This window comes from Nocardiopsis sp. TRM 82005 (assembly GCF_056312425.1).
Window position 1 is genome coordinate 337,282 of the sequence record NZ_JBWDTQ010000005.1, and the last position, 26,587, is coordinate 363,868.

General features: G+C 70.0%; 20 protein-coding genes. 10 read left to right on the top strand and 10 right to left on the bottom strand.

Annotated elements, in window-relative coordinates; translation table 11 throughout:
- Window positions 1-18: 18 nt before the first annotated feature.
- Both AC0T5L_RS04020 and AC0T5L_RS04025 read right to left on the bottom strand, forming a co-directional pair.
- Window positions 19-459: a TIGR03668 family PPOX class F420-dependent oxidoreductase gene (locus AC0T5L_RS04020; protein ID WP_476163965.1), complete on the bottom strand. Its 441-nt coding sequence runs from the start codon at window positions 457-459 to the stop codon at window positions 19-21.
- A 65-nt stretch (window positions 460-524) separates the two neighbouring features.
- Window positions 525-1,811, bottom strand: a complete 1,287-nt coding sequence (locus AC0T5L_RS04025) for an MFS transporter (protein ID WP_476163966.1) — start codon at window positions 1,809-1,811, stop codon at window positions 525-527.
- A 574-nt stretch (window positions 1,812-2,385) separates the two neighbouring features.
- Between AC0T5L_RS04025 and AC0T5L_RS04030 the strand changes: the two genes are divergently transcribed.
- Together AC0T5L_RS04030 and AC0T5L_RS04035 are read left to right on the top strand one after the other, a co-directional pair.
- Window positions 2,386-2,763 carry a hypothetical protein gene (locus tag AC0T5L_RS04030; RefSeq protein ID WP_476163967.1) on the top strand — a complete coding sequence of 126 codons (378 nt, stop codon included), beginning with the start codon at window positions 2,386-2,388 and terminating at the stop codon, window positions 2,761-2,763.
- A gap of 398 nt (window positions 2,764-3,161) precedes the next feature.
- Complete coding sequence (locus tag AC0T5L_RS04035) at window positions 3,162-4,385, top strand: WD40 repeat domain-containing protein (RefSeq protein WP_476163968.1); 1,224 nt, start codon at window positions 3,162-3,164, stop codon at window positions 4,383-4,385.
- 197 nt (window positions 4,386-4,582) lie between these two features.
- Here the strand turns inward: AC0T5L_RS04035 and AC0T5L_RS04040 are convergent, their stop codons facing one another.
- On the bottom strand, window positions 4,583-5,257 hold the full coding sequence (locus AC0T5L_RS04040; RefSeq protein WP_476163969.1) for a hypothetical protein: 675 nt from the start codon (window positions 5,255-5,257) through the stop codon (window positions 4,583-4,585).
- A 162-nt stretch (window positions 5,258-5,419) separates the two neighbouring features.
- Here AC0T5L_RS04040 and AC0T5L_RS04045 point away from each other — a divergent pair, with 162 nt between their 5' ends.
- The gene (locus tag AC0T5L_RS04045) at window positions 5,420-5,899 is read left to right on the top strand and encodes a GerW family sporulation protein (protein ID WP_476163970.1); all 480 of its coding nucleotides are present in this window, start codon (window positions 5,420-5,422) and stop codon (window positions 5,897-5,899) included.
- 162 nt (window positions 5,900-6,061) lie between these two features.
- On the opposite strand, the gene AC0T5L_RS04050 is transcribed toward AC0T5L_RS04045, so the two are convergent.
- The 4 genes from AC0T5L_RS04050 to eccD form a co-directional block, all read right to left on the bottom strand.
- On the bottom strand, window positions 6,062-7,414 hold the full coding sequence (locus AC0T5L_RS04050) for an outer membrane protein assembly factor BamB family protein (protein ID WP_476163971.1): 1,353 nt from the start codon (window positions 7,412-7,414) through the stop codon (window positions 6,062-6,064).
- 5 nt (window positions 7,415-7,419) lie between these two features.
- Window positions 7,420-9,933: a TPR repeat domain-containing protein gene (locus tag AC0T5L_RS04055; RefSeq protein WP_476163972.1), complete on the bottom strand. Its 2,514-nt coding sequence runs from the start codon at window positions 9,931-9,933 to the stop codon at window positions 7,420-7,422.
- Between the two features lie 60 nt (window positions 9,934-9,993).
- Window positions 9,994-10,284 carry a hypothetical protein gene (locus tag AC0T5L_RS04060; protein WP_476163973.1) on the bottom strand — a complete coding sequence of 97 codons (291 nt, stop codon included), beginning with the start codon at window positions 10,282-10,284 and terminating at the stop codon, window positions 9,994-9,996.
- 243 nt (window positions 10,285-10,527) lie between these two features.
- Window positions 10,528-11,862: a type VII secretion integral membrane protein EccD gene (eccD, locus tag AC0T5L_RS04065; RefSeq protein ID WP_476163974.1), complete on the bottom strand. Its 1,335-nt coding sequence runs from the start codon at window positions 11,860-11,862 to the stop codon at window positions 10,528-10,530.
- 218 nt (window positions 11,863-12,080) lie between these two features.
- On the opposite strand from eccD, the gene eccCa reads away from it, so the two are divergent.
- The 7 genes from eccCa to AC0T5L_RS04100 all read left to right on the top strand — a co-directional run bounded on the left by eccCa (window position 12,081) and on the right by AC0T5L_RS04100 (window position 22,138).
- A complete protein-coding gene (gene eccCa / locus AC0T5L_RS04070; RefSeq protein WP_476164098.1) occupies window positions 12,081-16,049 on the top strand; it encodes a type VII secretion protein EccCa in 3,969 nt (1,322 codons plus the stop codon).
- A gap of 266 nt (window positions 16,050-16,315) precedes the next feature.
- Window positions 16,316-17,437, top strand: a complete 1,122-nt coding sequence (locus AC0T5L_RS04075) for a hypothetical protein (RefSeq protein ID WP_476163975.1) — start codon at window positions 16,316-16,318, stop codon at window positions 17,435-17,437.
- A 397-nt stretch (window positions 17,438-17,834) separates the two neighbouring features.
- Window positions 17,835-18,170: a hypothetical protein gene (locus AC0T5L_RS04080; RefSeq protein WP_476163976.1), complete on the top strand. Its 336-nt coding sequence runs from the start codon at window positions 17,835-17,837 to the stop codon at window positions 18,168-18,170.
- Between the two features lie 43 nt (window positions 18,171-18,213).
- Complete coding sequence (locus tag AC0T5L_RS04085) at window positions 18,214-18,507, top strand: WXG100 family type VII secretion target (RefSeq protein ID WP_476163977.1); 294 nt, start codon at window positions 18,214-18,216, stop codon at window positions 18,505-18,507.
- A 14-nt stretch (window positions 18,508-18,521) separates the two neighbouring features.
- Window positions 18,522-18,866, top strand: a complete 345-nt coding sequence (locus AC0T5L_RS04090; protein ID WP_476163978.1) for a hypothetical protein — start codon at window positions 18,522-18,524, stop codon at window positions 18,864-18,866.
- A 72-nt stretch (window positions 18,867-18,938) separates the two neighbouring features.
- Window positions 18,939-20,993, top strand: a complete 2,055-nt coding sequence (locus AC0T5L_RS04095; protein ID WP_476163979.1) for a serine/threonine protein kinase — start codon at window positions 18,939-18,941, stop codon at window positions 20,991-20,993.
- A 215-nt stretch (window positions 20,994-21,208) separates the two neighbouring features.
- Entirely contained in the window at window positions 21,209-22,138 is a 930-nt protein-coding gene (locus tag AC0T5L_RS04100) for an AEC family transporter (RefSeq protein WP_476163980.1), read from the top strand.
- Window positions 22,139-22,176: 38 nt separating this feature from the next.
- On the opposite strand, the gene AC0T5L_RS04105 is transcribed toward AC0T5L_RS04100, so the two are convergent.
- From AC0T5L_RS04105 to AC0T5L_RS04115, 3 genes are all read right to left on the bottom strand, one after another.
- A complete protein-coding gene (locus tag AC0T5L_RS04105) occupies window positions 22,177-23,841 on the bottom strand; it encodes an OmpA family protein (RefSeq protein ID WP_476163981.1) in 1,665 nt (554 codons plus the stop codon).
- 365 nt (window positions 23,842-24,206) lie between these two features.
- Entirely contained in the window at window positions 24,207-25,583 is a 1,377-nt protein-coding gene (locus tag AC0T5L_RS04110; RefSeq protein ID WP_476163982.1) for a dihydrolipoamide acetyltransferase family protein, read from the bottom strand.
- 22 nt (window positions 25,584-25,605) lie between these two features.
- Window positions 25,606-26,586 carry an alpha-ketoacid dehydrogenase subunit beta gene (locus AC0T5L_RS04115; RefSeq protein ID WP_476163983.1) on the bottom strand — a complete coding sequence of 327 codons (981 nt, stop codon included), beginning with the start codon at window positions 26,584-26,586 and terminating at the stop codon, window positions 25,606-25,608.
- Window position 26,587: the final 1 nt, after the last annotated feature.

Here is a 26,587-nt window from a genome sequence, read left to right on the forward strand (position 1 = left end):
CCGGGTCACCGGCCCGGGTCACCGGCCCGGACGGTCGGCCTCCGCCTGGGACGACCATCCCGACCAGTGGTGGACCTCGACCAGGACGATCGCCTCGTCGGGCGGCTCATCGCGGTACTGGGGATACCGTTCGGCGAGCCTCTCCCGGGCCTCGCTCCAGGCCGGACCCGAGTGCTGGACCAGCGCCTCACCGTCCGCCCGGACCCACCACAGCCGGTCCCAGTCGTCGCTGTACTCGTCGGTGAGCAGCGACACACGGGGGTTGCCCTCGATGTTGCGTATCCGCTTGAGCCTGTACGTGGTCTTCGGTTTGCGGTCCACGGGGATCGCGACCGTGTCGCCGTAGGCCGCGAACACCACGGGCACCAGGTGGGGCCGCCCCTCCCCGTCCACCGTGGCCAGCCTGGCGACGCGGCTTCCCGAGAACCTCTCCCTCGCCTGCTCCGCGCTCCACCTCATAGGGAGAAACTCCCACGCCGGCCGGGACGGCACAAGGAGGCGCCGAGGATTCGGCACCGCCTCCGCTACACGCGCGGGCGTCGCAGGATGAAGTAGTACAGCACCGCGGTCGCGCACGCCGTGGTCACGCACATCGGCACGAACGCCACCTGGTACGACTCCGGCTCGTCCGGCAGCGCTTGCAGGACCACGCCCGCCGCCACGGTGCACACCACGGCGGTCGTGAAGCCGCTCATGTTCACCAGACCGGAGGCGACCCCGGTCCGGCTCGCGGGGATGCCGTCGCGCGCGAAGTCGAAGGAGATCGTCGGCGCCAGGGTCTGCCCCATCGCGCTGGCCGCCATCACCGTCAGGCCCAGGGCCACGGGGGCTCCGCCGGGCCAGATCACCAACAGCAGCCAGCCCAGGCTCAGCACTGTCCCCAGTGTGAGGGCAAGTCCTCGGCGCACGCCGGGGTTGCGGCCGATCACGATGCCCGCGACCGGAGCCAGCCACAGCCCGCCAGCGGCCAGGGCCGTGAGGGTGAGGGCGGCCGTGCCCTCGGACAGCCCCAGGCCGCCCACGAGGAACGGATAGCCCCACAGCACCATCATCATCGTGAAAGGCGCCATGACGGCCGCGTGGTGGGCCATGCCGATCAGTGGACCGCGTGTACGCAGCGCCTCCTTGAGCGCGGCCCACACCGGGATCGGCTCGGCGACCGTGGACCTCCCGCCCACCCCCGCGGGCCGGTCGCGCACGACCACCAGCATCAGCAGTGCCATCAGCGCGGTCAGCGCCGTGGTGACCAGGAAAGCGGCCACCCAGCCGATCCCGTCCAGGGCCCACGCCAGTGGCGCGGCGCTGGCCACCTGACCGGTGCCGCCGACCACGCCGGTGAGCCCGCTGATGAGGGCGTAGCGCGCACGCGGGAACCACAGGGCGGCCAGCCGGATGACGTTGAGGAACACCAGGGCGTCACCGACACCGATGAGGAACCGTCCGGTCACCGCCACCTCGATACCGGGGGCCAGTGCGAACAGGCACGACCCGACCGTCATCGCCACCATGCCCATCACGAGCGTGTAGCGCGGCCCGAGCCGGTCGGCGAGCAGGCCGGCGGGCACCTGGAGGAGCACGTACACCAGGAGTTGCAGCATCGGCAGCAGGGACAGCAGCGCCGGGCCGACGTCGAAGCGCGCCTGAGCCTCCAGGGCGGCCACACCGAGGCCGTTGCGGTGCAGCATCGCCAGGAAGTACCCGCCCACGGCGACGGCCCATACGAGCCAGGCGCGGGTACCGCCCGCGGGCTCGGCGGGATCGGTACCCCCGCGTGCAGTAGTCCTGTCACCGGATGTTTCGGTCTGTGCCACTGGGCGACTTCTCTCCGTTTCGTACGACCTTTCCAGTGTCCTCCAACCGACGGACCGCCTCATACACCGGGGTGGACGCGTGGGCAAAAGTCGCCGGGACACCTTCCGCGCCACGGGGTACGGGGCTGTCAAAGCCCGTGTTCGGCCGAGTCAAGGGCGCGCAACCTGCGCGGAGTCACAGAAAGTCATGCCATGCGAGCCAAGAGTCGCCGAAACGGGTGAGACCCACAACATCCAGGGTGCAATCGGACACCCTTCATCTCGCGGACAGAAGCCAGACCAGTGTTCGAAATATATGCCCTGACCTGCTGGTTCTTATCAAAACGCAGATGATATGGTTTTGTTAAATGTGACATTGGTCACCCCTAGAAGCCTCGACTACCTGGGGTCAGTTACTGCTAGCATCCGGAGCGCAAAGAATAACTGCGAGGTAACGACAACGTTCGGGCCTCACCAACTTTGTGGAGGGAATCCGTCAAGGTCACATGACGGGCGGTGCACCTCGAACCGCGGCGACATGCCGCATATGCGGCATGGTCACCACCGCGGCAACCTAGACCCAATGGAGACGACCTTGAGTCACTGGCGCCTGAACAATCCCCGGGCCTCCTGGGCGAAGTCGGCCCTCGCCAGACGAATCAAGCACAAGCCCCGCCACGCCTTCTGCGCGGAGCGCGCGATCACGGCACTGCTGGGCGAACTCGCCTCCCTGACCCCACGCCAGTTCTACTGGTCGGGCACCTCCGAGCTGGCCGTCGTCTCGGTCCAGCGCGACGTCAACGTCTGGTGTCGCGACGGCCGCTTCTTCTGGAACGACCTGTTCCACGGTGGGCCCATCTCCCACCCCGCGAGCGACCCCGTCGGCGCGGCCGAGCTCCTCAACCCCTTCGCGCGGGGGCCGGAGCCGGTACACGGGCACGGCGCCGTCATCAGCCACACGGTCGCCGCCTGAGACCCTCCCGGCGAAGCGGTCCTCCTCCGCCGGCGGCGGCCGAGCGACGCCCGGCCCCACTCCCGCCCTCTCCGCTTCCCGAGGCTCTCCGCTCCGCCCCTCCACCGCCCCTGGCCCCTTCCCGTCCCCGAACCGTCCGGGAGACGGCTCCGCCGCGCCGCGGACCCCGTTCAGCGCGGGGAGCGCGTGGAGGACCGGCACCGGGCGGAGTAAATCTTCCGACCTACAGCACCAAACCCATACATACGGGCACACAACCTTTTCGAACCGTCAAGAACCGTGCCCCACGCAGGGCGTCCACGGGTTACGGTGACTGCTGACATACCTCCGGGCACACGCACAGGCCCGAACCCCGGCGGGCCGTCCTCGACCACCCCCTGAACCACCTCAGAGGACCCATGCGCCCTCTCAGCCCTGGCGGTCCCGTCGGTCTCGGGCACTTCCGGCTCCTTGCCCACCCCGGCTCCGGCGGCGTGCCGAGCGGTACCGGCGCGTCCTCGGCCGGAGCCCTGCTCCGGAAGGGGCGCCGCTCCCTGCTGCGTACGGCCGCGCTCGTCGGCGTGGTGGCCCTCATCGCGGGTGGGAGCCTGTACGCCTTCACCGCCACGCCCCAGGACCCGGTCGGAACGACGGACACCGGCACCGGCGGCTGCTCCGTGTCCGAGTGGGCCGTCTCCGACCACTTCGCGCCGCCGAGCGACCCGCAGGTCACCTTCGACGACGACGTCCCCCTCGGGTTGACCTTCTCCCCGGACGGGTCCGTCCTGGCCGTCTCCCGAGCCGACACGGTGACCCTGTGGGACTGGCGGGGATCACGCGCCCTCGCCCGTATCGACCAGGAGTCCCCCGCGGCGCCGCCGAGCCCGGCGGTGTTCAGCCCCGACGGGTGCCTGGTCGCCTACGGCACCCTGCACGGCGCCGTCGTCATCGACCTGACGACCGGCGGGAGCCGGACCGTCGGTGAGGGCCTGGCCGTGCAGGCCGTCGCATTCAGCCCGGACGGCTCCTCACTCGCGGTGGGCGTGCAGAGCGACCCCGACGGTCGGCTCCTGCACCTGCACGACACCGAGACCTGGGAGCTGAGGGATCGGTTGCCCGGTTCCGCCACGCTGGGCTCGATCAGGTACTCGCTCGACGGCAGTGTGGTGGCGGGTGGCGAGGAGGACGGCGGGATCGCCGTGTGGAGCACCGAGGGCCCCTCGCCGACGGGCCTGGTCCGGGATCGCGCGGGTGTGGGCGCGGACGCCTTCGACCTCGTCCCGGGCGGTTCGGGTGTGCTGCTCATCCGCTCCGGCGGCGTACTCATCGTGGACCCGGAGACCGAGGAGGTCCTGCGCGAGTACGTTCCCGGCGCTGACGAGGGCGTCCTGGTGGACGTCGCCTACAGCGCGGCGAGCGGACGGGTGTTCGCGGCCCGGCTGGATCCCGTCACCGATACCGGCGACATGGTGGCGTGGGAGTACACCTCGGCGACCGAGGTGGCCCTGGGGCAGGACCTGCCGCGCGTGTTCCCCATGGCCCTGTCCAGGGACGGTTCACGGGTGGCGGGCCTGCGTACGGGAACGGGTGACATCGCGGTCTACGACACGGAGCTCTCCCTGCTCAACGTGATCACCGACTGATCCGGAGCCCCGTCCGCCGGGCGCCGTGACGCCCGGGCCCGTACACCGCGGCCGCGCGCCCAGCAGAGCGACGGGGTGCTCCACCTCGCGGCGGCCGGGAGGTCCTCGCGGCGGTCGCCCCCGAGGACCGTGCCGTCCTGGTGGACCCGCGGCCCCCGGAGTCCGCCGGACCACCGCTGTTCTGACGCCCGGAACCGCTACACACCGGTGGCGGCGAGGATCTCCTCCGCCGCCCTGATGGCGCGTGCGACCATCTCGTCCTCCTCGACGTAGGAGACGCCCTCGTAGTCGACGACCTCCGTCGCCGAGTAGTCGACGCTCACACCGAGCTGCCCCTCGACCACATCGAGGGCGACGTCGGTGCCCTCCGGATCGATCTCCACGACCGCGTAGTCGCCGATCCCGATCGAGGGGTCGGCGTCCTCCTCCGCCGGCGCCGAGACCTCGTCCTTGTAGAGCCCCTCCCTGATCTCCAACCGGTAGGTGAGACTGTGGCTGCCCGGCGGGTCGATGCTCGTGGCCACGGTGGTGCAGGTCATGGAGAGACCGCCGAGCCTCTCCACGTCCTCCGGGTCGGGAAGGCCGCTTTCGGTCTCCTGACTGCCCGCCCGGTCCTCACGCGGGCCGACCAGCTCCGTGAGCGTCTCCTCGGAGAGCACCTGGCACAGGTCGTCGGGCGCCATCTCCATCGGATCGCGCAGCTCGACGCTCTCCTGGCGAGTCTCCTCGGGCGGGCCCTCGGCGTCGGCGGCCGCGGTGTCCGGAGCGTCCGCGGTCTGCCCGGGCTCCCCACCGCCGCAGGCGGTCAGCAGGAGGGCCAGGCCCGTGGCCAGGGCAGCCGCGCTCTTCGTCGGGTGGGAGGCAGGGGACACAGGGGGTTCCTTTCTCAGAGGACCGGGGCGGACACCGTATCGCCCGGTACGTACAGGCCCTCACCCAGCGTCCCGGAACGCGCCGGGAGCGCCTTCTGGCTCCGCCGCGCGGCGTCCGCGCTATAGCGTGGGATCCCGTGTCCGTCCCCGGAGGGATCCACCATGCCAGGCACCGACGCCACCCGCCGCACGCGCGAGGCCCTCAACCGCCGCGACCACAACGGCAGTACCGCCATATCCGCGCTGACCAGGCTGATCGAGAACACCGGTGCGTCGGCGCGGTCCACGTCGGTGTTCGGCGACCCCGTGGTCTCCGACGGCACCACGGTCATGCCCGTCGCCCGGGTCACCGCGCTGACCACGATGGGCGGGGGCACCGGCCGCATGTTCCCGAGGGCCAGCGGGGACGGGGCCGGGGGCACGGGCTTGGTCCGGGTCCGGCCGGCGGGCTTCCTGGTGCTCGACCGCGACGGGGCCCGCTTCCGGTCCATCCGGCAGCCCGCCACGATGATCGCCATCCCGCTGGCGGTGATCGCGGCCGCCGCTGCCACCCGCATCGTGGGCGTCTCGCTGCGCGAGGCGCGCCGTCGCCGCCGCGCGGCCGCCTTGGAGAAGGCACGCGGGGAGAAGCGCTCCGACTGACCGGGACGGCCCTCGGGCCGTCTGGCGGCCACGAGTCCACCAGCGCCGCAGCAGCCCTTTCCCGGAGCGCCAGGGAGCCGAGCGCCGCCTCGGCGCCCCCGGTATCTCCGCTCGGCTACGGCCGCGGTCATAGCGCATCTCCGGCGGAGCTCGGACGAGGCCTCAGGTCAACCCGACCATGTGCGTTGATCCCGACTGTTGGTCGATGACGACCAGCGCTCCGGAAACCAGAACCATCTCTGGTGTGCGCGCCGTGTCCATCGTGGCCATGAAGCTGGCCGGCACACGTTCGTGCGTGTCGAAACCCAACGGAATCGAGTGTTCCGGTCCTTCCCCTCCCCACGCCAGGGCCTCCAGCGTGACCGGCCCCCTGAGCAGACTTTCCTCCTCCAGGTAGTCCAGCCGGAAGAGCCCGTCTGAAGTCGCGATCCCGGGGGCGATCTCCGCCTCCCCCGGCCGCTCCGGCACAGTGGCTTCCGACTTCTCCGCGCCGTCGAATCCCATGTGCGAGTAGCGGACCAGACCCGTCCCCGAATCCGTATCCCGCGTGACGTATCCGTCACCGGTGATCCAGTCCGGGTACTCCGAGGTCTCCGCCAAGGACTCACCCGTCAACGGGTCGACCATCCAGTTGACGAAATCGCCGCCCGGTTCGAGGAGGTTCACCGCGATCGCGCCCCAGCCCGGTTCGTACCGCATATCCGGAGTCTCCTCCTGGGAAGCATCGAACGGTCTGACCGTCTCCCAGAGAAGCCCACCCGTCGACGCATCCAAACCGACCATCACGAGGGAGCGCTCCTCACCACGGCCCGCCACATCGACGGCCACCCCCGTGGCGACGACAACGCCCTCCGCCACGAAGACCGGACCCACCGAGTCGACTCTCTGCTCCCCTTCGTAGGACCATTCCTCCTCGGCATCCGCCAGTGAGAAGGCATCAGCCACGAGGCGTCCGTCGGTGCCCGTATGGGGAACGACATAGGAGTCGTCCGTGACGTATCGGAACCTCAGACGCTCACCCGAACGGGCTTCCTCCTCGAGGACGGGCACCTCGTACTCGTGCCTGAGCGAACCGTCCGCCGCGTCGAGGACAATGGTCGTCTCAAAGCCCTCACCCCCCTCGGTGCTCTCCGAGGAGAAGGTGACCGCGACGCTCCGGCCATCCGGCGTCACGGCATGGGAGCGCACCCACGAATCCGAACGCCGGTAGTACCACGATTCCTCTCCCGTCTTCCCGTTGATACCCACGACACCGTCACTGACGACGGCGACCGCACCCGAGACGGCAGGACGCACGTCCCTGATCGTCTGCTCGTGTGGCGGCCTCCACTCCCATCCGAACTCGGAGACCGTTCCGGGGATCTCCAGGTCTCCCGCGGCCGTTTCAGCTACCGCGTGGTCCACCGGCCAGAGCCACTCCATGACACGCGGCACGGCGAACACACCCGCCGCCAGCACGGCGAGCACTATCAGAACGGCCAGGAACACACGCAGGCGCTTGCGCGATAACCGCATTCTTCCTACTCCGATCTCTGAGCCCCGTAGCCGGTACCGAACATATCGACGAAGTCCTCCACGACGTCCTCCACCGGTTTGCCGTTCTCAGCACCAGGCCAGGATTCGTAGCGAATACCTTCGAAGTACTCCTGCCTTCCCGACCGCCCCTCGGTATTCCCTGCGTATCCCCAAGTATCGGTAGTCGGGTCGAACTCCCCTTCTTCGCTTTTCATCGATGGTGGCGGCTGAGGCCCGCCCCACTCATCACTGTTCTCAAGCCCGTCCATAGCATGGAGCTGAACCTCAGCCTCGGTCACCCCTCCGGGGAGGCCGGAAAGTTCAGCGAGTTCCTCCTTGGACAGGTGTTCCGTGTCCACCACCTGGTCAATAATCTCCTTCGACACGAATTTGAAGGCTTCAGCCGCCTGGGGATTGGGAATAAATGTTGCAGTCATATCAACAGCAAATGCACGCTGGTTCTTCTCGCTGCCCAACTCAGCGGTGTGATTTTCCAGGCGCGATTCCACCTCACTGGAGAAACCCGTCTCGACCGCATTCCACAGGAGGCCGGATCGCACGGCGTGGTTCACGTCCGGATACCCGTCATGGGTGTTCATATAAGATTCCAGGGACTCATTCGTGTACTGCGTGGAAGCATCCACCACACGTTCGAAGGCATCGGAGCTTCCCGCGATCAGCTGAATGAAGCCACGCCTGTCTCCCAACGAAACGGCGTAGTCACCGCTTCCGTCGTGTCCTGTGTCAACGGAGGAATCGATCTTGTCATCCGCCCCGAGGATCTCATCATCAGCGAAGGCGTCGATGTAGGCCTCGAAGATCCCAGCCATACTGTCAGCTGCCTCCGGGTTGAGGTGCCCCATTGCGACGTCCTTCCACTCGAAGGTCTTCTCCTCAGGCTCGCCGTCTCGGCCTTCCACCTCGAAACTGGCCTCCACATCATGACCGGTGGACGAGAGAGCTTCCAGCATGTAGTCGCTCGTGAAGGTGTCGACCAGGCCGATGAACGCCCTCTCCGACCTGTCCACCTCGTACGGATCATCGCTGTCCGCCTCTTCGGCGATCCAATCCGTCATATCTCGGAGTGTCGCCCCGTCATCGTTCCATTCATGGGTGTAGAGGCCCTCGATGGCCCGATTGATCACTTCCTGGTGGGATTGGTCGACGGAGTTCTCCTTGAACTCCCCGTTCTCACCGACGAAGTTGGGATGCTCGTACTCCCCCGTGAAGATGTCGTGCATAGCGTCGTGGTTACGGCTGGCGATCTCCACGAGAGAAAGCGTGTCCTCCTCGCCGAGCCAGGCGTCGACGACGTTCTCACCACCGCCCGCGTAGTGCCCCATCGACAAGGTGAGCGTCGCGGACAGGTCCACGCCCGCGCGCATGTCCGGGTCTGCGCTGCCCAGAAGGGTCTCCAACGCGCCGGCCTCGGAGGACCACGTGTTGAAGTCGTAGTGCTCGAATTCGTCCGGGTCCATCAGCGAGGGGCCCTCCGCGGCCCTGCGCACGCTCTCGGGGAGCCGGTCGTAGCCCCCGAAGAGGCTCTCGTCCGAGAGCATCATGAGGCCCTCGCCCATCGAGCCGAGGAAACCGGCCCGGATCTCGTCGTCGATGCCCTCGCCGTTCTCCAGCAGGTCCACGACACCGAGCACGCCACGGGGGCCACCGACGTTGACGAGGGTGTCCTCGAAACCCTCGTAGAAGGCCTCCAGGAAGTCCATGTGGTCGGCCGGGGGCTGGCCGCCGTTCTTCTGGTATCCGGGCCCGGCGCCGGTGACGACGGTGAGCATCGCCAGCACCTCGGCGATGTCACCCTCGTAACCCTCCGGGTCGTTCAGGTACTCCTCGAGCTCCTCGGCGGCCTCCGCACCCTCCTCCTCCGACAGCGGCGGCGGGTGGCCCGGAGGAAGGAGCCCGACATGCCGCCAGCCCAGGTGGCCGGCATCGATCATCCGCTCCAGGCTGTCCGCACTGGGGCCGTCGCGTAGATCCTTCTCCGTCTGCTCCGCCCGATCCATCAGCGTGTCCCAGGCGGTGGAGTGCTCTCCCAGGAGTTGGGTTCTCAGTTCCTCGAGTGCCTCGACCTCCGCCGCCTCCGGGTCCGTCACCCAGGAGGCGACCAGGCCGCCGAGCGGATCAGCCGGGTTGCTGAGGACGGGGTTGTCGACCCTGAACCGGGCTGACGACTTGGCCGTATTCCAGCGTTCTTGGAGTTCCCCCCTCGTAGAGCGGTACGTACCGATGTCCTCGGCCCACATCCGCAGGGTCGCCGCGCCGTAGGTCAGGGCCCCTGAGGTCTCCTCCCACTTGGCGAGTTCGGTCGTGGAGGCGGAACTGAGATCCCAGGCGACGGCATCGGTGAACTCGCCTGCGGCGTCATGGAAGTGGCCGTCGGTGTCGTGTGCCCGCCCCATCATCGTGGAGCAGATACGGTCGAGTGTTTCGCACTTGCTCTCGATGGTCGAGACGTCCGCGTCGATATCCGCCGGAAGCCCCAAGGACATGTCAGAGATACCCATAGCCGAAACCTTCTGCCGTCCTGAAGCACTTCAATGGTCTGACCTACCTTGTGCTCATACCTAGAAGTTGATCGGAATGTCCAGGGCCTCCAAGCCCTCCTGCACTTCTCCGGAGCTCTCGTGGTCCGTGTCGAGAATCGAGGTGTTCGCGCCCTCGACGTTTCCAGCCAGGGTTATCCCGTTCTGGACCACGGCACCGAGGTTCTCCATGGTGTTGTCCGAGTAGTCCCTCAACCCGGACTTGACGTACGAGGAGACCGCGCCGTTCAGGTCCTCGACGGCACCTTCGAAATCGATCCCGAGATAGATCATCGACTCCAGCATCGCCTCGGCCTTGGCCACTTCGCTCATAGAGTCATAGGGGTTCGAACCAGCTTCACCAGCCATGGAATCTCCACTTCTGATACTGGGAGCGCCTGTGTCTCGGGCACTCGTGAACGTTGTGGAAGCCACCTCGGCGGACAGTCGCCCCTCGGGAGTACCTCCCGGCCGAACGGTGACGTCCGCGGGTTCACACACCCCTTCCTCGAAGGCGTGTGCATCGGGACCTCCGCGCGTCCGCTCCGGAACGCGCGGGCAAGAACGCCACCGCCCCTACATGGACATCCGCTGCACGAGATCGAACAGGCCCATCCCCCACGCGAACACCGCGCACATCGCGATGATCACCAGGACCTCCACCCAGTTGAGGATGCGGCGCAGCGAGGCCCGCGGCACGTCGGTCAGCCGTACCCAGCTCAGCACGCCGACCACGGCCCCCACCACGAGCGCGGCCAGCGGCAGCCACGGCGCCAGGAACGCGTACTCGCCGACGGCCGCGACACCCGTCGCGCCCGCGCCCAGCACACCGGCCACGCGCAGTGGCAGCACATGACGGATCCGGTCGAACAACCGTGAGCGCAACACCAGCAGCAACGACAGCAGCCCGCACAGCAGCAGGTCGGGCAGGCCCGTGGCCAGACGGGCCAGCAGCACGGTGACCGCACCGCCGCTGACCGCCGTGCCCAGCATGATGCCCAGCAGCAGCCGGTCGGTGTTGCCGAAGGTGTCCTCGAACCGCTCCGTGGGGACCTGTCCCGAGCGCCCCACCTCGTAGTCGAGCCCGGACAGCCCGCCCATCACCATCGCCACGCGCGGCAGCGCGCCCACGCACAGCGCCAGGACCAGCCCCATGGACCGGACGCCCTGCACCGGCTCCACGAAGATCCCCACCGCCACGAGGACGCCGACCGCCACCACGACCACGCCGAGCCCGGAGATGTAGGCCAGACCCGTCTCGTGCATCGCCCAGCCGACCACCGCCACCAGCAGCGCTCCGCACAGCGCGAAGGCCGCCATCACCATCGGGTCCGTACTGGTCACCAGCTTCGCTGCGAGCACGGAGGTGACCGCGCCCCACACGCAGGCCGTCGCGAACAGCGTGTGCGCGACGGCGGGCAGGGGCCTGCGGGCGGCGAGCAGCATCACCGCGACGGTGAACAGGGTTCCCCCCGAGGCGATCCCCAGGTGTCCGGTGGACGGGCTCAGCCACATCATCAGCCCCAGCATCGCCAAGGGGCCGATCGCCGCGACGAGGAACCCGAAGGACAGCGTCGTCGTCGGGTTCCAGATGCGCGCGGTCTCGTCGACGCGGTCCTCGACCGCGCCGCGGACGTCGTCCACGTGCGCGGGCCTGCTCGGAGCCGTGTGGCGGTCCAGCACCAGCACGTCTCCGTCGTAGACGTCCGCGTTCTCCAGCGGTTCGTCCGGATGGATCGAGGCGCCGTTCACGGTGCTCAGCGCCCACGCCGCGGGCTCGGTGCCCTCCTCGTCGGGGGCACAGACCTCGATGATGCGCGGCATCAGGGTGGCCACGGGAACCGTTCCGGGAAGTGCCAGATCGGCCCAGCGTTCCGGCCCGGTGACCGTGACCCGGCAGTATCCACTCACACCAATGGTTCCTTTGTCGTCATCACGGGCGATTGTCGCCCTCGGGGGTCGGGACGGACGCGAATTAGGCGATTCGCGGGGATCGCGAGATCATTCATAGCGTAGTCACCCAGACACCAGCCCCCGTAGGCGGACCGAAAGAGATCCCTGTGGCGACGAGACCTGTCCCCCGCCCGGCTCGAAGCGTTCCGAACGCCCCCGGGAACACTCCGCTCGTCATCGCGACCCCGCCGCAGATGCCGGAGAACCCGCCCGCGTCGAGTTCCGGCGCGATGATCATCATGCCGATCATCACCGGATCGGGCTCCCTGCTGATGTCCATCACCATGGGGCACCGGCCGCTGATGGCCGTGGCGGGCGTGATGATCATGATGGCCAGCGTGGTCGTCGGCATCATCATGTTCGTCTCCCAGCACAACGGCCCGCGTAAGCGCATCCGGGAGCAGCGTGAGCGCTACGTCGACTACCTCGACCAACTGCGCGAGATCGTCCGTGACGTGGCCTCCACCCAGCGTGCCGACAACGCGTTCCGCCACCCCGATCCGAAGCTGCTCACCGACCCGGCCCGGTCCCGGGCACGCCGCTGGGAGCGGCGTGCCTCCGACCCGGACTTCCTGGACCTGCGCGCGGGCTCCGGGACGCGTCCCCTGGCACGGCGGCTCAAACTCAAGGTCGACACCTCGTCGCCGCTGATCGTCTACGACCCCGTCTGCCAGAGTTCGGCCGACCAGCTCATCGAGCTGTACGCGAACGTGCCGGAGATGCCGCTGATCGTCCCGCTGCGCGAACACGGCGTGGTCTCGATCGTCGGCGACCGCGAGGCCGGGCGCGGGCTGGCCCGCTCGCTCATCGCGCAGATGGCCACCTTCCACTCCCCGCACGACCTGCGGATCGGCGTGGTGCGCGACAACAAGGCGCGCCCCCGGTGGGAGTGGCTGAAGTGGCTTCCGCACAACACCTTCGACGACGCCGAGGACGGGCCGATGCCGGCCCGGTTCGTGTCGGTGAACACCGTGCAGATCGCCGAACTGCTCTCCGACGAGATCGAACGGCGTACCGTCGACCTGCAACGGCGCCGGGGCGCCCCGCCCGGTCCGGGCACCCAACGCCTGGTCGTCGTCCTGGACGGCGAGTACCAGTCCACCCTGTCCGGCCTGCACGCCGAGCCTCCCGTGACCTCCCTGGCCGACCTGGGCATCCACGTGATCGCCCTGGTCTCGGACCGGCGTGAGGAGCCGGAGGCGGTGGACCTGCGGCTGAACATCAGCGCCGACGGCACGCTGTCCGAGGACACCGAGAACCCCCGCGCGAGCGAGGACTCCCCGCACCCGCCGGTCGAGGGCCGGGCGGACCGGTCCAGCGTCGCCCAGCTGACCGCCCTGGCCCGCATCCTGGCTCCGTACGGCATCGCCGTCACCGACAGCGACGACGCCATGCACGCCACCGTCGGCCTTCCGGAGATCCTGGGGGTACCCGACGTCGCCCGGCTGGACACCCGGCGGACCTGGCGCAGGCGCAGCACCGGTGACTACCTGCGGGTGCCGATCGGCGTCGGTCCGAGCGGCAACACGGTCCAGCTGGACCTGAAGGAGTCGGCGTTCGGCGGCATGGGCCCGCACGGCCTGGTGGTCGGCGCGACGGGTTCGGGCAAGTCGGAGATGCTGCGCACCATGGTGGCGTCACTGGTCATCAACCACTCGCCGGAGTCTCTGGCCCTGCTGCTGGTGGACTTCAAGGGCGGTGCGACCTTCGCCGACACCGACCGGCTGCCGCACAGCGCCGGACTGATCACCAACCTGGCCGACGACGACTCGCTGGTCCTGCGGTTCCGGGAGGCCACCTTCGGCGAGCTGGTGCGCCGCCAGAAGATCCTCAAGGACGCGGGCAACCTGCCCAACCTGCACGCCTACGAGGCCGCCCGGGAGGACCGCCCGGAGCTGGAGCCGCTGCCGCACCTGCTGATCATCATCGACGAGTTCTCCGAACTTCTCACCGCGCACCCGGACTTCGCCGAGCTGTTCGTGGCCATCGGCCGGATCGGCCGGTCGATCGGCGTGCACCTGCTGCTGGCCACCCAGCGCCTGGAATCGGGCAAGCTCAAGGGCCTGGAATCGCACCTGTCCTACCGCGTGGGCCTGCGCACGTTCTCCGAGGCGGAGAGCCGCGAGGCCATCGGTGTGGGCGACGCCTACCACCTGCCGCCCGAGCCGGGCTCGGGCTACCTGAAGGTGGACACCTCGGTCTTCGAGCGGTTCAAGGCCGCGATGGTGTCACAGCCCTACGAGCCGCCGGTCGAGGAGGAGAAGGAGGAGCAGGAGCCGGTGCTCCCGCTGCTGTCCTACAACGGGCTGAACAGGGTGACCGGATCGGGCTCGCTGGTGGATTCGATCGTGGAGTCGATGCGCGCCAAGAGCGAGGAGTCCAAGCCCAAGGAGGAGAAGCGCACCACGCTCCAGGTCACCGTGGACCAGCTGGTGGCATCGCGCGCGGACAAGGTCCGACCGATCTGGCTGGAGCCGCTGCCGGAGCTGCTCACGCTCGACAGGGTGCTGACCGACCTGGGCGAGGGCGAGGACCTGGAGGGCGCCGGAACCGAGCCCGGGCCGTCGGACATGCGGGCGGTCATCGGCCTGACCGACATCCCCAGGGAGCAGAAGGTCGTCCCCGCCGAGATGGACTTCACCGGCGCCGACGGCAACGTCATCGTCCTGGGCGGCCCCCAGTCAGGCAAGTCGACGATGCTGCGCACGGTGATCGCCAGCCTGGCGTGGCGGTATCCGCCGGGCCGGGTGGGCGTGTACGCGATCGACTTCGGCGGCGGCGCGCTCCAGGCGATGGAGGACCTGCCGCACGTGGCGGGTGTGGCCGGCCGGGCCGACCCGGAGAAGGCGCAGCGCGTACTGGTGGACGTGCGCACCCAGCTGGAGCGGCGCCAGCGCGTGTTCCGCAAGTACAAGCTGGACTCCCCCGACGCACTGCGCCAGGCGCGCGCCGACGGCAAGGTCCCCGCGAGCGTGGTGGGCGACCTGTTCCTGATCATCGACGGCTGGTCCTCGGTGCGCGACACCTTCGACGAGGCCGACGAGGTGCTGATGGACATCGCCACGCGCGGCCCGTCCCTGGGCGTGCACACGATCCTGACCGGCGCCGCGTCCTCGCAGGTCCGGTCACGGCTACAGGCACTGTTCGGCGGCCGGTTCGAGCTGCGGCTGAGCGACCCGATGGACTCGGGTATCGGCCGTAAGGTCGCCGACGCGCTGCCCAAGGACACCCCCGGACGCGGTCTGACCTCCGAGGAGCACCACACTCACGTGGCACTGCCGCGTGTGGACGGCGAGGCCAGCGACAAGGACGTCACCGACGGCATCCGCGACCTGGTCGAACGGGTCGAGGAGCGGTGGCCGCAGAAGGCCGTCCAGGGTGTCAAGACGCTGCCCGCCAAGGTGGAACTCGCCGACCTGCTCAAGGGCCGCCGGACACCGAGGGGCCGACGCGGTGCCGAGCTGGTGCTGGGCATGGCCGAGAGCACGCTGGCACCGGCCACCACGAACCTGGAGCGGGACCCGCACCTGATGGTGTTCGGCGATCCGCAGACCGGCAAGACCGCGCTCCTGCGGGGGCTGGTCAAGCAGATCGTGCAGCGCCCGCCCACCGAGATCGGCGTGGTCATGGTGGACTTCCGGCGCAGCCACCTGGAGCTGGTGCCCGAGGAGCACCTGCTGGCGTACTGCACGAGCGCGGACCAGGCCAAGGCGGTCGCGGCCAACCTCGCCGGTTCGCTGAAGGAGCGCCTGCCCGGCCCGGACGTGACCCCGAAGCAGCTGCGGGAGCGCAGCTGGTGGCAGGGGCTGGACCTGTACATCGTGGTGGATGACATGGACATGCTGGGGGCGCGGTCGAACCCGCTCGCGCCGCTGGCTCCGTTCATCCCGCAGGGCTCCGACCTGGGTCTGCACATCATCGCGGCACGCCGCACGGGCGGTTCGGCACGGGCCATGTTCGAGCCGGTGCTGCAAGCGCTGAGCGACATGGCCACACCCGGCATGCTGTTCTCCGGGGACCGGATGGAGGGGCGTCTGGCCAACGGCACGGTGTCCAAGCAGCTGCCCGTCGGACGCGCCCAGATGACCCGCCGCGGACAGCGTCCGGACCTGGTCCAGGTGGGGTGGAGCGAGCCGCCCGCGTGACCCGGGACGGGTCCTGCGGGCGTCCGGAGGGCCGTCGTCCTCCCCGGTATGGCCGGATGCGGCCACCGGGGCGAGGCGGCGTGGCCGGTTCCGGCCACCGGCCGGTCCGCTGGCCTGGCACGTCCACGTGCACGGGAGCGGCGTGTCCAAGGGGCCTCCGCCGCCCCCGGAGCGGGTCCCCGGCATCCAACGTCCCGAATCGAACCATGGCACCCTTGGGTTGATCCCACCCCCTGTGTCCCCGTCGTCCCCCGAAAGGCAGCTCCATGCGGCGTGCCCCCGCCCTGATCCCGGCCGTGTGCCTGCTCGCCCTCACCGCCTGCACGAGCACGCCGAGCGGTTCCGACGGTCCCGCCGAGACCGTGGAGGAACTGGCCGAGGAAGGGCTGTCCGGGCTGGCCCTGCTGCACCGGGGCTTCGAGGGCGGGGACCCGGAGACCGACCAGGTCCTGGTCTTCCACGATCCCGGGACCGGGCAGCCGGTGCACCGGATCGGGCTGCCCGAGGGAGCCGTCGACCCGATGGCCCCGGGGCTGCACGTGCACTCCCAGTTCTCCGAGGACTGGACGTTCTTCGCCTACGCGACCACGGAGCCCAACGCCGTGCACATCGCCGTCCTCACCGATCCGGAGGAGTCCGAGGCGGAGGAAATCTCCTACCAGCCGGTCGACTCCGTCACCCCCTCGGCGAACGAGGTCCTGTCCCAGCCGGTCATCCACGGCGAGCGGCTCTGGTTCGTCTCCGACAACACGCAGGACGGCGCCCCGCCCCAGGTGCTGTCAGTGCCGTTGGAGGCTCCCGCGGGCACCCCCAACCAGGAGGGCAGCCTGGCGCTGGGGGAGAACCAGCGGCCCAGCGACTGGGCGCTCACCCCCGACGGTGCACTGCACATCCGCAACAGCGTGCCGACCCAGCAGAAGAACGCCTCCGGGGAGGGCGGCCTCGTGGTCCGGGAGACCGCGGGGAGCGTCGTCAACGCGACCCTCAACGTCACCGACGGGCAGTGGCAGACCTTCGACGACTCCCTGGTGTGGGGCGGGGGCACCGCCCTGATGCGCCCCGACGGCGCCGGAGGCGGGGAGGTTCCGGCGGGCGCCTACCTGGTGACGGTGGAGGGGGAGGGCCACACGGCCGTCCGGCTCCTGGAGGAGAGCGGCGGTCCGGTGGTGCAGTACGCGCCCGCGCCCGAGCGCGACGCGGTCCTGCTCCAGGCCGGCGAGTCCTGGTTCCGGGCGGACCTGGAGGAGGGCACGGTGACCGGGACCGAGGAGGCCTTTCCCCGGTTCCACGACGCCTCCATGGACGGGTGGCCCCTGGCGGTGCGCTGGGTCCGGGAGCCGGTGGTCTCCGACCCGGGCGGGAGTCCCGAGGAGGGCTCCGGCCCATGACACGCCGCGTGGGCGTGTGCTCGTGTCGTCACGCGTACGGGAGCCGCCCCGGAGGCCGGCTCCCCCGCCGCCGTGGCCGGAAGTGGCCAATCCCCGCCGCGGGCGCGCCCGGCTGCCGGCGGTCGGCCGGAGGCGCCGCCCCGCACGACCGGGGCAGGAGCGCCAGGCGACCCGCCTCGCGCCTTTCGATGCCCGGCCGGGCGGTCGGGTTCACCCGCCGGGCGAGGAGAATCATCACTTCGTCCCCGGTGTCACGAAGTGCGCCCCTCCGTTGACCGAGAGATGAGATCCTTACTATCGTCCATAATCTCCCCTCTTTACCGTGGCCACACGAATCCCCGAGTGCGCACGGCCCGGAGGTGGAGCCTTCACCCCAGAACTCCCGGGAAAGGTCCAGATGTCACACGTCGGTCTTGAAAACGTCAACAGTCTCGCGACGGGCAGTGAGCAGCTCGGGCAGGAGTCCGATGGCATCCGAACCCAGATGAACCAGCTCATCCAGGACATGACCAACGACGCCGACTCCCTCCAGGGCGAGTCGCTCACACGTTTCCGCGAGGCCCGCGAGCAGCTCACCGAGCGCTTCGACGAACTGATGACCTGGTGCAGCCAGAACGGCATCAAGCTGAGCGAGGGCCAGCAGCAGTTCAACGTCACCGACTCCGACTCCAGCTCCGACTTCTCCCAGGCCGGAAGCGACCTCGGCGGCCTCTCCCGCCCGGTCAACGCCTGAGCGTTCCCCCCTCCCCCAGAACTTCGCGAGAAAGGCCTTTCCCATGGGTGCCCAGTTCGACGTTTACGGCGATGTCTCCGGCCTACAGGGCATGGCCGAGGACCAGCAGGCCCACCTCGGCCGCTTCTCGGCCATCATGAGCCAGATCAACGAGCAGTCGGAGAGCACCGTCAGCCAGTGGGAGGGCTCCGGCAGCTCCCAGTTCCAGGCCAAGGCCACCGAATTCGACGCCCAGTTCTCCGAGGTCAACGCCGCGTTCGCCAAGGTGATCTCCGCGACCAGCAGTACCGCGGACAACTACGAGCGGCTGACCCGCTACCTCGACGGACTGTTCTAGTAAGCTGAACGACGATGTCGTCCCCACCCCCGCCGTCCGCCCCCGCAGATCCGGAGCCGCAACTCCCCGAGGCGTTCCACTACACGCCCAACGAGGAGAAGTACGTCCTCCAGGCGGACGCCCTGCGGCACCGCCAGCTGCGTTCGGCCCTGCTGTACGGTTCGAGCCGGTACTGGCGCCGCCGCCAGCAGGTGTGGCCCGCGGTGATCGGCGGGCTCATCCTCGTCGCGCTGATCTGCGGGGTCATCGCCCTCATCGGGGCCTTCGGCAAACAGCAGGAGGTCAACGAGGAGCGCGGGTTCGGCATCCGCCAGCAGGTGGGCCAGGGCCCGCTCACCGAGGCGCTCCCGCTTCCCTAGCACCCGGCGCCGCCCCTCTCTCTCCGACGGGGCATCCTCCACCACGAACACCACTCAGGGGGTCGCTCTCTCATGTCCGGCTCCGAGCACGTCTCGTGGGCGCCCGGGTACGACACCCCGGCCCTGCTCCGCCGGGGGCGCCGAGCCCGGATCGTCCGGGCGACCCGCTCCACGAGCGGGGCCGACGTCGTCCTCAAGGTCCTACCCGAGCCCCTGGGCCGCGCCGAGCTGGACCAGCTGCGCGACCTCAACGGGGTGTCCGGCGTGGTCCCCCTGCTGGACGCGGGGACCACCGCCGACGGCGACCTGTTCGTGGTGCTGCCGTTCTACGCGGACGGCTCCTTCGGCGACATGCTCGCCCGGCGGGGACCCGCGCCGATCCAGGAGGCCGCGGCCGTCGCCCGGAGTGTGACGGCGGCCCTGGGCGCGATGCACGGCCGTGGGCTGCTGCACAACGACGTCTGCCCCGGCAACATCCTGCGGGCGGGTCGGACACCGGTGCTCACCGGCTTCGGTTCCGTCCACCGGTCCGGTGAGGCCCTCGCCCCGCCCAGCCCGGGAATGGAGTCGTTCCTGCACTCCGCGCCCGAGGCGCTGCGGGGAGAGCCGCGCACGCCCGCCTCCGACGTCTACCAACTGGCGTCCACCATCTGGACGATGCTGGTGGGCCACACGCCCTTCTCCGCCACGGACGGGAGCCCGTTCGACCCCGGAGCCTACGCGGAGCGGGTGCTGACGCAGTCTCCCAGGCCCGTCCCCCGCTCCGACATCTCCCGCAAACTGCGCGGTGTGCTCAGCCGCGCGCTCTCCAAGCTGCCGGAGGAGCGCTACCAGACACCGGCGGCCTTCGCCTCGGCCTTCGAGCAGGCGCGTACCTCCAGGCCCGCGACGACACTGCCCGGTGCGACCGGGGGCCAGAATCCGCTCAGCGGTGCCCAGGAACCGGTGCCGGGGGCCCAAGCCCCCGCGGGCGCCCAGGTCCCCACCTCGGGCGCACAGTTCCCGCCCCCTCCGTACGCCGTCCAGGCGGGCCCCGGAGAGGAGGCGGGCACCCCCCGGACGGAGCCCCGGACCTCTCCTGCGGCTCCCGAGGCGCACACCCCCCAGCCGGGTCCCCGGACCTCTCCCCCGGCACCTCCCGAACCCCGGCCCACGGCGGACGCGGAACCCCCGTCCCCCCGCGCTCCGTCCTCCGGGCCGCAGGCCTCTCCCACCGCGGCGTGGTTCCCGCCCTCGGGGCCGCAGACCTCGCACGTCCCCTCGGCCCCACCGGACCAGCGGTCCTCCCCCCGCACGGAGCACCGCGACCTCCCGCGCCGGCCCACCGGGGTGGAGGGGAGCAGGCTCCCGGCCACCGACGCGGGCGGCACCGCCGAGATCATGATGGCCAAACTGCGCGGCGAGGAGATCTCCCCGCTGCGCGCCTGGTCCCGTCTGGAGGGCTGGACCGGCACCGCCGAGTCCTCCTTCCTGCCCGTGGACGAGGATCCGGCGGCGGCTGAGGACGTCTCCCCCGACTGGGGCCCCCTGCACGAGCCCGCACAGGACCAGGCGCGGTGGCGCCGCCACCTCCACATCGCCGTGACCGTGTGCGGCATCCTGTTGGTCACCAGTGTCGCCAGCGTGTTCGCCGCGGCCGGTTCCCGGGCCCCGGTGGTGACGGCCGCCGAGGAGGAGCCCTCGCCGGAGCCGGTGGCGGAGGAGGAGCCCGCCGAGCAGGTCGTGGAGCCCACGGCACCGCCCGAGGTCTCAGCTCCGTCGGGGATCGCGCTGGCGGACAACCTCGGCGCCGTCGAGCTGACCTGGACCGACAACAGCGGCGGTACCGCCTCGTTCTTCGTACTGGGTGGCCCCAGCGGCCACGACCCGCTCACCGTGGCCCGGACCGGCCCCGGCGTGGTGTCCGCGCAGATCGTCACGGACGACACGGTCATGGAGTACTGCTTCACGGTGGTCGCCGTGGAGGGCTCCGCGGCCGCCGCCGAGCAGGTGTGCACGACCCGCGCCGCGGACCGGGCCGAGGCCGAGGCCGAGCGTCAGGCCGAGGAGGAGGCCGCCGAGGAAGCGGCGGAGGAGGAAGAGGAAGCCGATCCCTCCGACGAGCCCAGCCCTCCCGCCGAGGACTGAACGCCGAGTTCCAGACGGGCTTGTTGTTCTTCCTGCAGTTCCGGGGGGCGAAACCCCGCCGCCCGCCGCGGGATCCCCACGCGCTGCCCGGCACCACGGCACCACGGCGCCAGGCCCTGTCTGACCGGAATGGTGTGACCTGCGACGTATCGTTATGAAGCAACCTCGGATAGCGTCTTCGCGGTCGTGTCGCGTGTTCGTAGTGGGGGCGCCCCTTGTCCGGGGTCTTGATCGGTTTCGGTGTCATCACCAGCGTCGTCGTCATCGGCTACATGCTCGGACGGCTCCCCCTCCTGGGACCGGGGGCCAAGGAGGTGCTCACCAGGCTCGCCTTCTACGTGGCCAGCCCCGCCCTGCTGTTCACGATCCTGGCCGACGTCGACCTCTCCGTGCTGGTGTCCGCCCCGGTCCTGGTCAGCGTGCTCAGCGTGGCCGCCGTGGCGCTCGCCTTCATCGCCCTCGGGCTGGTGCGGCGCTGGGGCGTGGGTCGGACCACCGTCGGCGCGCTCGCGTCGGCGTATGTCAACGCGGGCAACCTCGGCATCCCCATCTCCGTCTACGTCCTCGGTGACGCGTCCCTGGTCGCGCCCATCCTGCTGACGCAGCTCCTGGTCATGGCTCCGGTCGCACTCACCATCCTGGACCTGGCCGACGGCGACGTGCGCGGTGTGGGCCCCGTCCTGCGGCGAGCGCTCGGCACCCCGGTCCGCAACCCCGTGGTGATCGCCTCCGTCGCGGGCGTGGCCGTATCAGCCTCGGGCTGGACTCCCCCCGCGCCCCTGATGGAGCCCTTCGAACTGATCGGCGGCATGGCCGTCCCGGCGATGCTGCTGGCCTTCGGGATCTCCCTGCACGGCAGCGCGCTCCCCGGCCGTGGCCCCGAGCGCGTACCGGTCGTGGTGGCCGTGGTGCTCAAGACCGTGCTCCAGCCGCTGGCGGCGTGGGCGCTGGGCGCACTGGTCTTCGACCTGGACGCCTTCACCCTGTTCTCCGTGGTGGTGCTGGCGGCCCTGCCCACGGCCCAGAACGTGTTCAACTACGCCACCCAGTACCGCACCGGCGAGGTGATGGTCCGCGACGTGGTGCTGCTGACCACCTTCCTCACCATCCCGGTGCTGTTCACCGTCACGTTCCTGCTCGGGTAGCCGGGCCCCGTCCGCCCACGGGGTCCCGGCCGTGCTCCCTACTCCCCGAAGGGCACCCCCTCGATCTCGCCGAACGGACCTGCGCGCAGCGTCAGCTCCTCCACCTCCGAGGGCGGGGCGGCGAACACCGCGACCAGCTGGTAGCTGTTGCCCGGCTGCATCTGGTGGACCTCCTCGGCGAAGCCCGCGTAGGCGTCACCGCCAAAGCTCATCCGCGTCACGTAGCGGACCAGGTCGGTGTCCGGCTCCAGCAGTTGGAACCCGCCCAGGGCGCCCTCGCTGAAGTCGGTCGGCCCTCCGGGCGAGACGGCGTCCTCACCTCCCATGTCGGGGGTGACCGGTTCGTCGCCGGTGTTGGTCAGCGACACGGTGCTGACGACGTAGGCGCCGTCGCGGCGGAGCGGGTGAACGTCGAGCCGGACGTCGCCGTCGGTCTCGGTCGCCACCACCTCGGCGTCGTCCTCCGCGAGGAAGTCCGCGGGCGGGAACACGTTGCGCTCGCTGGAGCCCAGCGCGCCCTCCTCCCGGCCGCTGGTGGAATCGCGGTCGGAGGACCGGTCCACCTCGTACGCGAACTCGACCCTGCGGTTGCGGGCCCGTGCCTCCTCGTCGTCGGGGCCGCCCTCCTCGGCGACCGGCTCGTTCGCCGCGCGGCCCTCCAACTCGAAGGAGTAGTCACCGTCCAGCTCCTCCTCCAAGACGTCGCGGACGGTCTCGGCACGCTCCTCGGACAGCTCCTGGTTGTGGTCGTCCGTGCCGTGGCCGTCGGTGTGGCCGATCACGGTGATATCCCGGTTGTCCGGGTCGATGTTGCGCTCCACGGAGATGGCGGCCTGACGGACGACCTCCTCGGCCTCACCGGTCAGCTCCGCCGAGTCGAAGTCAAACATCACGTCCGACTTCAACGCGACCGTCTCGGTGTCGCCGTCACGGGTGGTGGAGGCCACGTCGGAGTCCACGAAGCTCTCCAGTTCCCCGATCCACTCCTCGGCCCCGGGCTCGGGCCGCCGGTTCTCGAACTCGACCGTCTCACCGGCCTCCGGGCCACCGACCACCAGGTCGGCGCCGTTGGGATCCTCGGGGTCCGGCTGTTCCTCCTCCACGTCCTCCACCGGGATACCGGTCATCGCGCCCAGGCCGCTGCCGACGAAGGTGATCTGGCGAACCTCGTCGGGCAGGCGCGGAAAGTACCGCCGGTACTGGTTCGTGGCGTCCACCTCGACGGGGTACAAGCCGCTGGTCCGGGGCGAGACGGAGCCGTAGGAGTCGCCTTCCCCGTCCCGGAGGGACCGGTAGGCCCGGCCGCTGACCGGGTCGACCAGGGTGTTCTCCATGGCCAGGCTGCGGTTGGTGCCCTCGAAGTGGTCAACGTAGGTGCGCTCGTAGTACATGACGGTGTAGTCGTCGGTGCGTTCCAGTCCGGTGATGGAGAAGCGCAGGGTGGAGTCCTGGCCGGTGTCCTGGAAGATCGGGCCCTCGCGGGTGTAGGGGAAGGCGACCTCCACGGGCTCCTCCCGGGGGTCGGCCTTCTCGGTCTCCTCGATCTCCTCGGCCTCCTCGGCCTCCTCCACGGAGGGGGCCTCCTCGCGGCTGCCCGTGAGGTCGCGGACGACACCGCAACCCGACAACGCGAGCGCGGACGCCGTCACGGCCGCGGACACGGCGAGCGCCCGCGATGCGGTGTCGTGCTGTCGTGCGGTCATGGGGGTTCTCCTCGACTCTCGTTTCCAACACCCCATGAGACTCCGGCAACACCCTGTTGGTTCTGGATCCGACGGAGCGGTCCGTCGGTCCGATCCGGACCCGGGTCCGGACTCGGATCAGGGCAACGAAGCGCCATGTGTCGATAAAAGTCGCGCGGGGAACACTGAAGGCACGGGGTCCGTCCCTCGCCCCCTTGGGGGACGGGCTCTCCTCGCGAAGAGGGGCCGGTGCGAGTTCGTCGCACCGGCCCCTCTTCGCGCCCTGACGGGCTCCTGGAAAGCGCCGCCCGCCCCTCGACGGGGGCGGGGGCGGACCCGCCCGCCCCGGGGCCGGGCCCCAGGGGACGGACAGGCTTCGGCTGGACTCAGCCCCAGGCCAGGGCGGTCAGCTCCGGGTCCTCCAGGGCGATACCGATGTCGCGCAACACCTTGGAGCCCAGCTCCCCGTCGACCATGCGGTGGTCGAAGGACAGCGACAACGTCGTCACCTTGCGGACCGTGAGCTCACCCTCATGAACCCACGGCATGTCCCGGATCTGCCCGAAGGCGAGGATCGCGGCCTCGCCCGGGTTGATGATCGGGGTTCCCGCGTCCACTCCGAACACTCCGACGTTGGTGATGGTGATGGTGCCGCCGGACATGTCCGCCGGGCTGGTCTTGCCCGAGCGCGCGGTCTCCGTCAGCCGCTTCAGCTCCGCAGAGAGCTCCGGCAGGGCCATGGCGTCGGCGTCCTTGACGTTGGGCACCACCAGGCCGCGCTCGGTGGCCGCCGCGATCCCCAGGTTCACGTAGTCCTTGACCACGATCTCCTGGTTGTCCTCGTCCCAGGAGGCGTTGACCTCCGGGTGCCGCCGGATCGCCATGAGCAGGGCCTTGGCCACCAGCAGCAGCGGGGACACCCGCACGTCGGCGAAGTCGGGCCGCTCCCGCAGGCGCGCGACGGCCTCCATCGTCCTGGTGACGTCCACCTGTAGGAACTCGGTGACGTGCGGCGCGGTGAACGCGCTGTTGACCATCGCCGCCGCCGTGTGCTTGCGCACGCCCTTGACGGGCACGCGCCGCTCGCGCGCGGCGCGGTCGGTCCGGGGCGCCGCATCCGCTTCCGGAGCCGCCGGGGCCTGGGCGGCCTCGGCCGCGGCCCGGACGTCCTCACGGGTGACGATGCCGCCCTCCCCGGTGGGGGTGACCGACGCCAGCTCCACGCCGAGGTCCTTGGCCAGCTTGCGCACCGGTGGCTTGGCCAGCGGACGTCCCGACGCCGGTACCGGCCCGGGGCCGGTCTCCTCCACGGCGGGCGTGTTCGCCGGCGCGGGCTCGGTGAGCCTGGGCACGGGCGGCGCCTCCGCTCCGGAAGGGGCCGGACGGCGGCGCGGGCGGCGCTGGGTGGCGGCCGCCCTCTCGCCGTAGCCCACCAGCGGCTTCTCCCGCTCCTCGGTGGCCGGAGCCTCCTCGTCGGCGGAGGAGCCGCCGGTGCCGTCGTCCACGGTGATGATCACCGTGCCCACTTCCACCGTCTGGCCCTCCTCGGCCAGCAGCTCCCGCACCGTGCCCGCGAACGGGCTCGGCAGCTCGACGACCGCCTTGGCGGTCTCGATCTCGCAGATCATCTGGTTGACCTCGATCTCGTCACCTGGTTTGACGTACCAGCTGAGGAGTTCGGCCTCGACCAGGCCCTCACCGACGTCGGGCAGTTTGAACGACTGCACGCCGCCGGTGGCGGGCTCGCTCTTGTGAATCGCCATGTCCTTCGGTTTCCCCGATCCCCTAGTACGCGAACGCCCGGTCAACACCGTCCAGAACGCGGTCAAGGTCCGGAAGGTAGTGCTCCTCAAGACGCGACTGCGGATACGGCGTGTCGAAGGCGGCAACACGGATCACCGGCGATTCCAGGTGGTAGAAGCACTCCTCGGTGACCCTGGCGGCGATCTCACCGCCGAGTCCGCCGGACAGCGGCGCCTCGTGGGCCACGACCAGGCGCCCGGTCTTTCGCACCGACGCGAACAGGGTCGTGTAGTCCACCGGGGACAGCGAACGCAGGTCGATGACCTCGACGGAGTGGTCGGTGTCGGCCTCGGCCGCCTGGAGTGCGGTCTTGACCATGGGGCCGTACGCCAGCAGGGTCACGTCCGTGCCGGAGCGGGCCACGCGGGCAGCGCCCAGGGGGGCCGCCTCGGTGATGGAGGCCTCGGTGTCGACCTCGGACTTCTCGTAGTAGCGCCGCTTGGGCTCCAGGAAGATGACCGGGTCCTCGCAGCGCACCGCCTGCTGGATCATCCAGTAGGCGTCCTCGGGGTTGGCGACCGTCACCACGCGCAGACCCGAGGTGTGCGTGAAGTACGCCTCGGGGGACTCGCTGTGGTGCTCGACGGCGCCGATGCCGCCGCCGTAGGGGATGCGCATGACCAGGGGAACGCTGAGCTTGCCGGCCGAGCGGCGGCGCATCTTGGCCAGCTGGGTGAAGGTCTGGTTCGTGGCCGGGAAGAAGAAGCCGTCGAACTGGATCTCGACCACGGGCCGGTAGCCGCGCATGGCCATGCCGATCGCGGTGCCGACGATGCCGGACTCGGCGAGCGGGGTGTCGATGACCCTGCCGGCGCCGAAGTCCTTGTGCAGGCCGTCGGTGACCCGGAAGACGCCGCCGAGCTTGCCGACGTCCTCCCCCATGACCAGGACCTTGGAGTCGTGTTCCATGGAGGCGCGCAGGCCCGCGTTGATGGCCTTGCTGATGGTGAGGTTGGTTCCCATG

Coding starts and splice junctions, on each gene's coding strand:
- AC0T5L_RS04075 (WP_476163975.1), top strand. CDS start 16,316: ATGCGGCGTGCCCCCGCCCTGATCCCGGCCGTGTGCCTGCTCGCCCTC.
- AC0T5L_RS04090 (WP_476163978.1), top strand. CDS start 18,522: ATGTCGTCCCCACCCCCGCCGTCCGCCCCCGCAGATCCGGAGCCGCAA.
- AC0T5L_RS04085 (WP_476163977.1), top strand. CDS start 18,214: ATGGGTGCCCAGTTCGACGTTTACGGCGATGTCTCCGGCCTACAGGGC.
- AC0T5L_RS04035 (WP_476163968.1), top strand. CDS start 3,162: ATGCGCCCTCTCAGCCCTGGCGGTCCCGTCGGTCTCGGGCACTTCCGG.
- AC0T5L_RS04110 (WP_476163982.1), bottom strand. CDS start 25,583: ATGGCGATTCACAAGAGCGAGCCCGCCACCGGCGGCGTGCAGTCGTTC.
- AC0T5L_RS04105 (WP_476163981.1), bottom strand. CDS start 23,841: ATGACCGCACGACAGCACGACACCGCATCGCGGGCGCTCGCCGTGTCC.
- AC0T5L_RS04115 (WP_476163983.1), bottom strand. CDS start 26,586: ATGGGAACCAACCTCACCATCAGCAAGGCCATCAACGCGGGCCTGCGC.
- AC0T5L_RS04050 (WP_476163971.1), bottom strand. CDS start 7,414: ATGCGGTTATCGCGCAAGCGCCTGCGTGTGTTCCTGGCCGTTCTGATA.
- AC0T5L_RS04020 (WP_476163965.1), bottom strand. CDS start 459: ATGAGGTGGAGCGCGGAGCAGGCGAGGGAGAGGTTCTCGGGAAGCCGC.
- AC0T5L_RS04045 (WP_476163970.1), top strand. CDS start 5,420: ATGCCAGGCACCGACGCCACCCGCCGCACGCGCGAGGCCCTCAACCGC.
- AC0T5L_RS04080 (WP_476163976.1), top strand. CDS start 17,835: ATGTCACACGTCGGTCTTGAAAACGTCAACAGTCTCGCGACGGGCAGT.
- AC0T5L_RS04095 (WP_476163979.1), top strand. CDS start 18,939: ATGTCCGGCTCCGAGCACGTCTCGTGGGCGCCCGGGTACGACACCCCG.
- AC0T5L_RS04060 (WP_476163973.1), bottom strand. CDS start 10,284: ATGAGCGAAGTGGCCAAGGCCGAGGCGATGCTGGAGTCGATGATCTAT.
- AC0T5L_RS04055 (WP_476163972.1), bottom strand. CDS start 9,933: ATGGGTATCTCTGACATGTCCTTGGGGCTTCCGGCGGATATCGACGCG.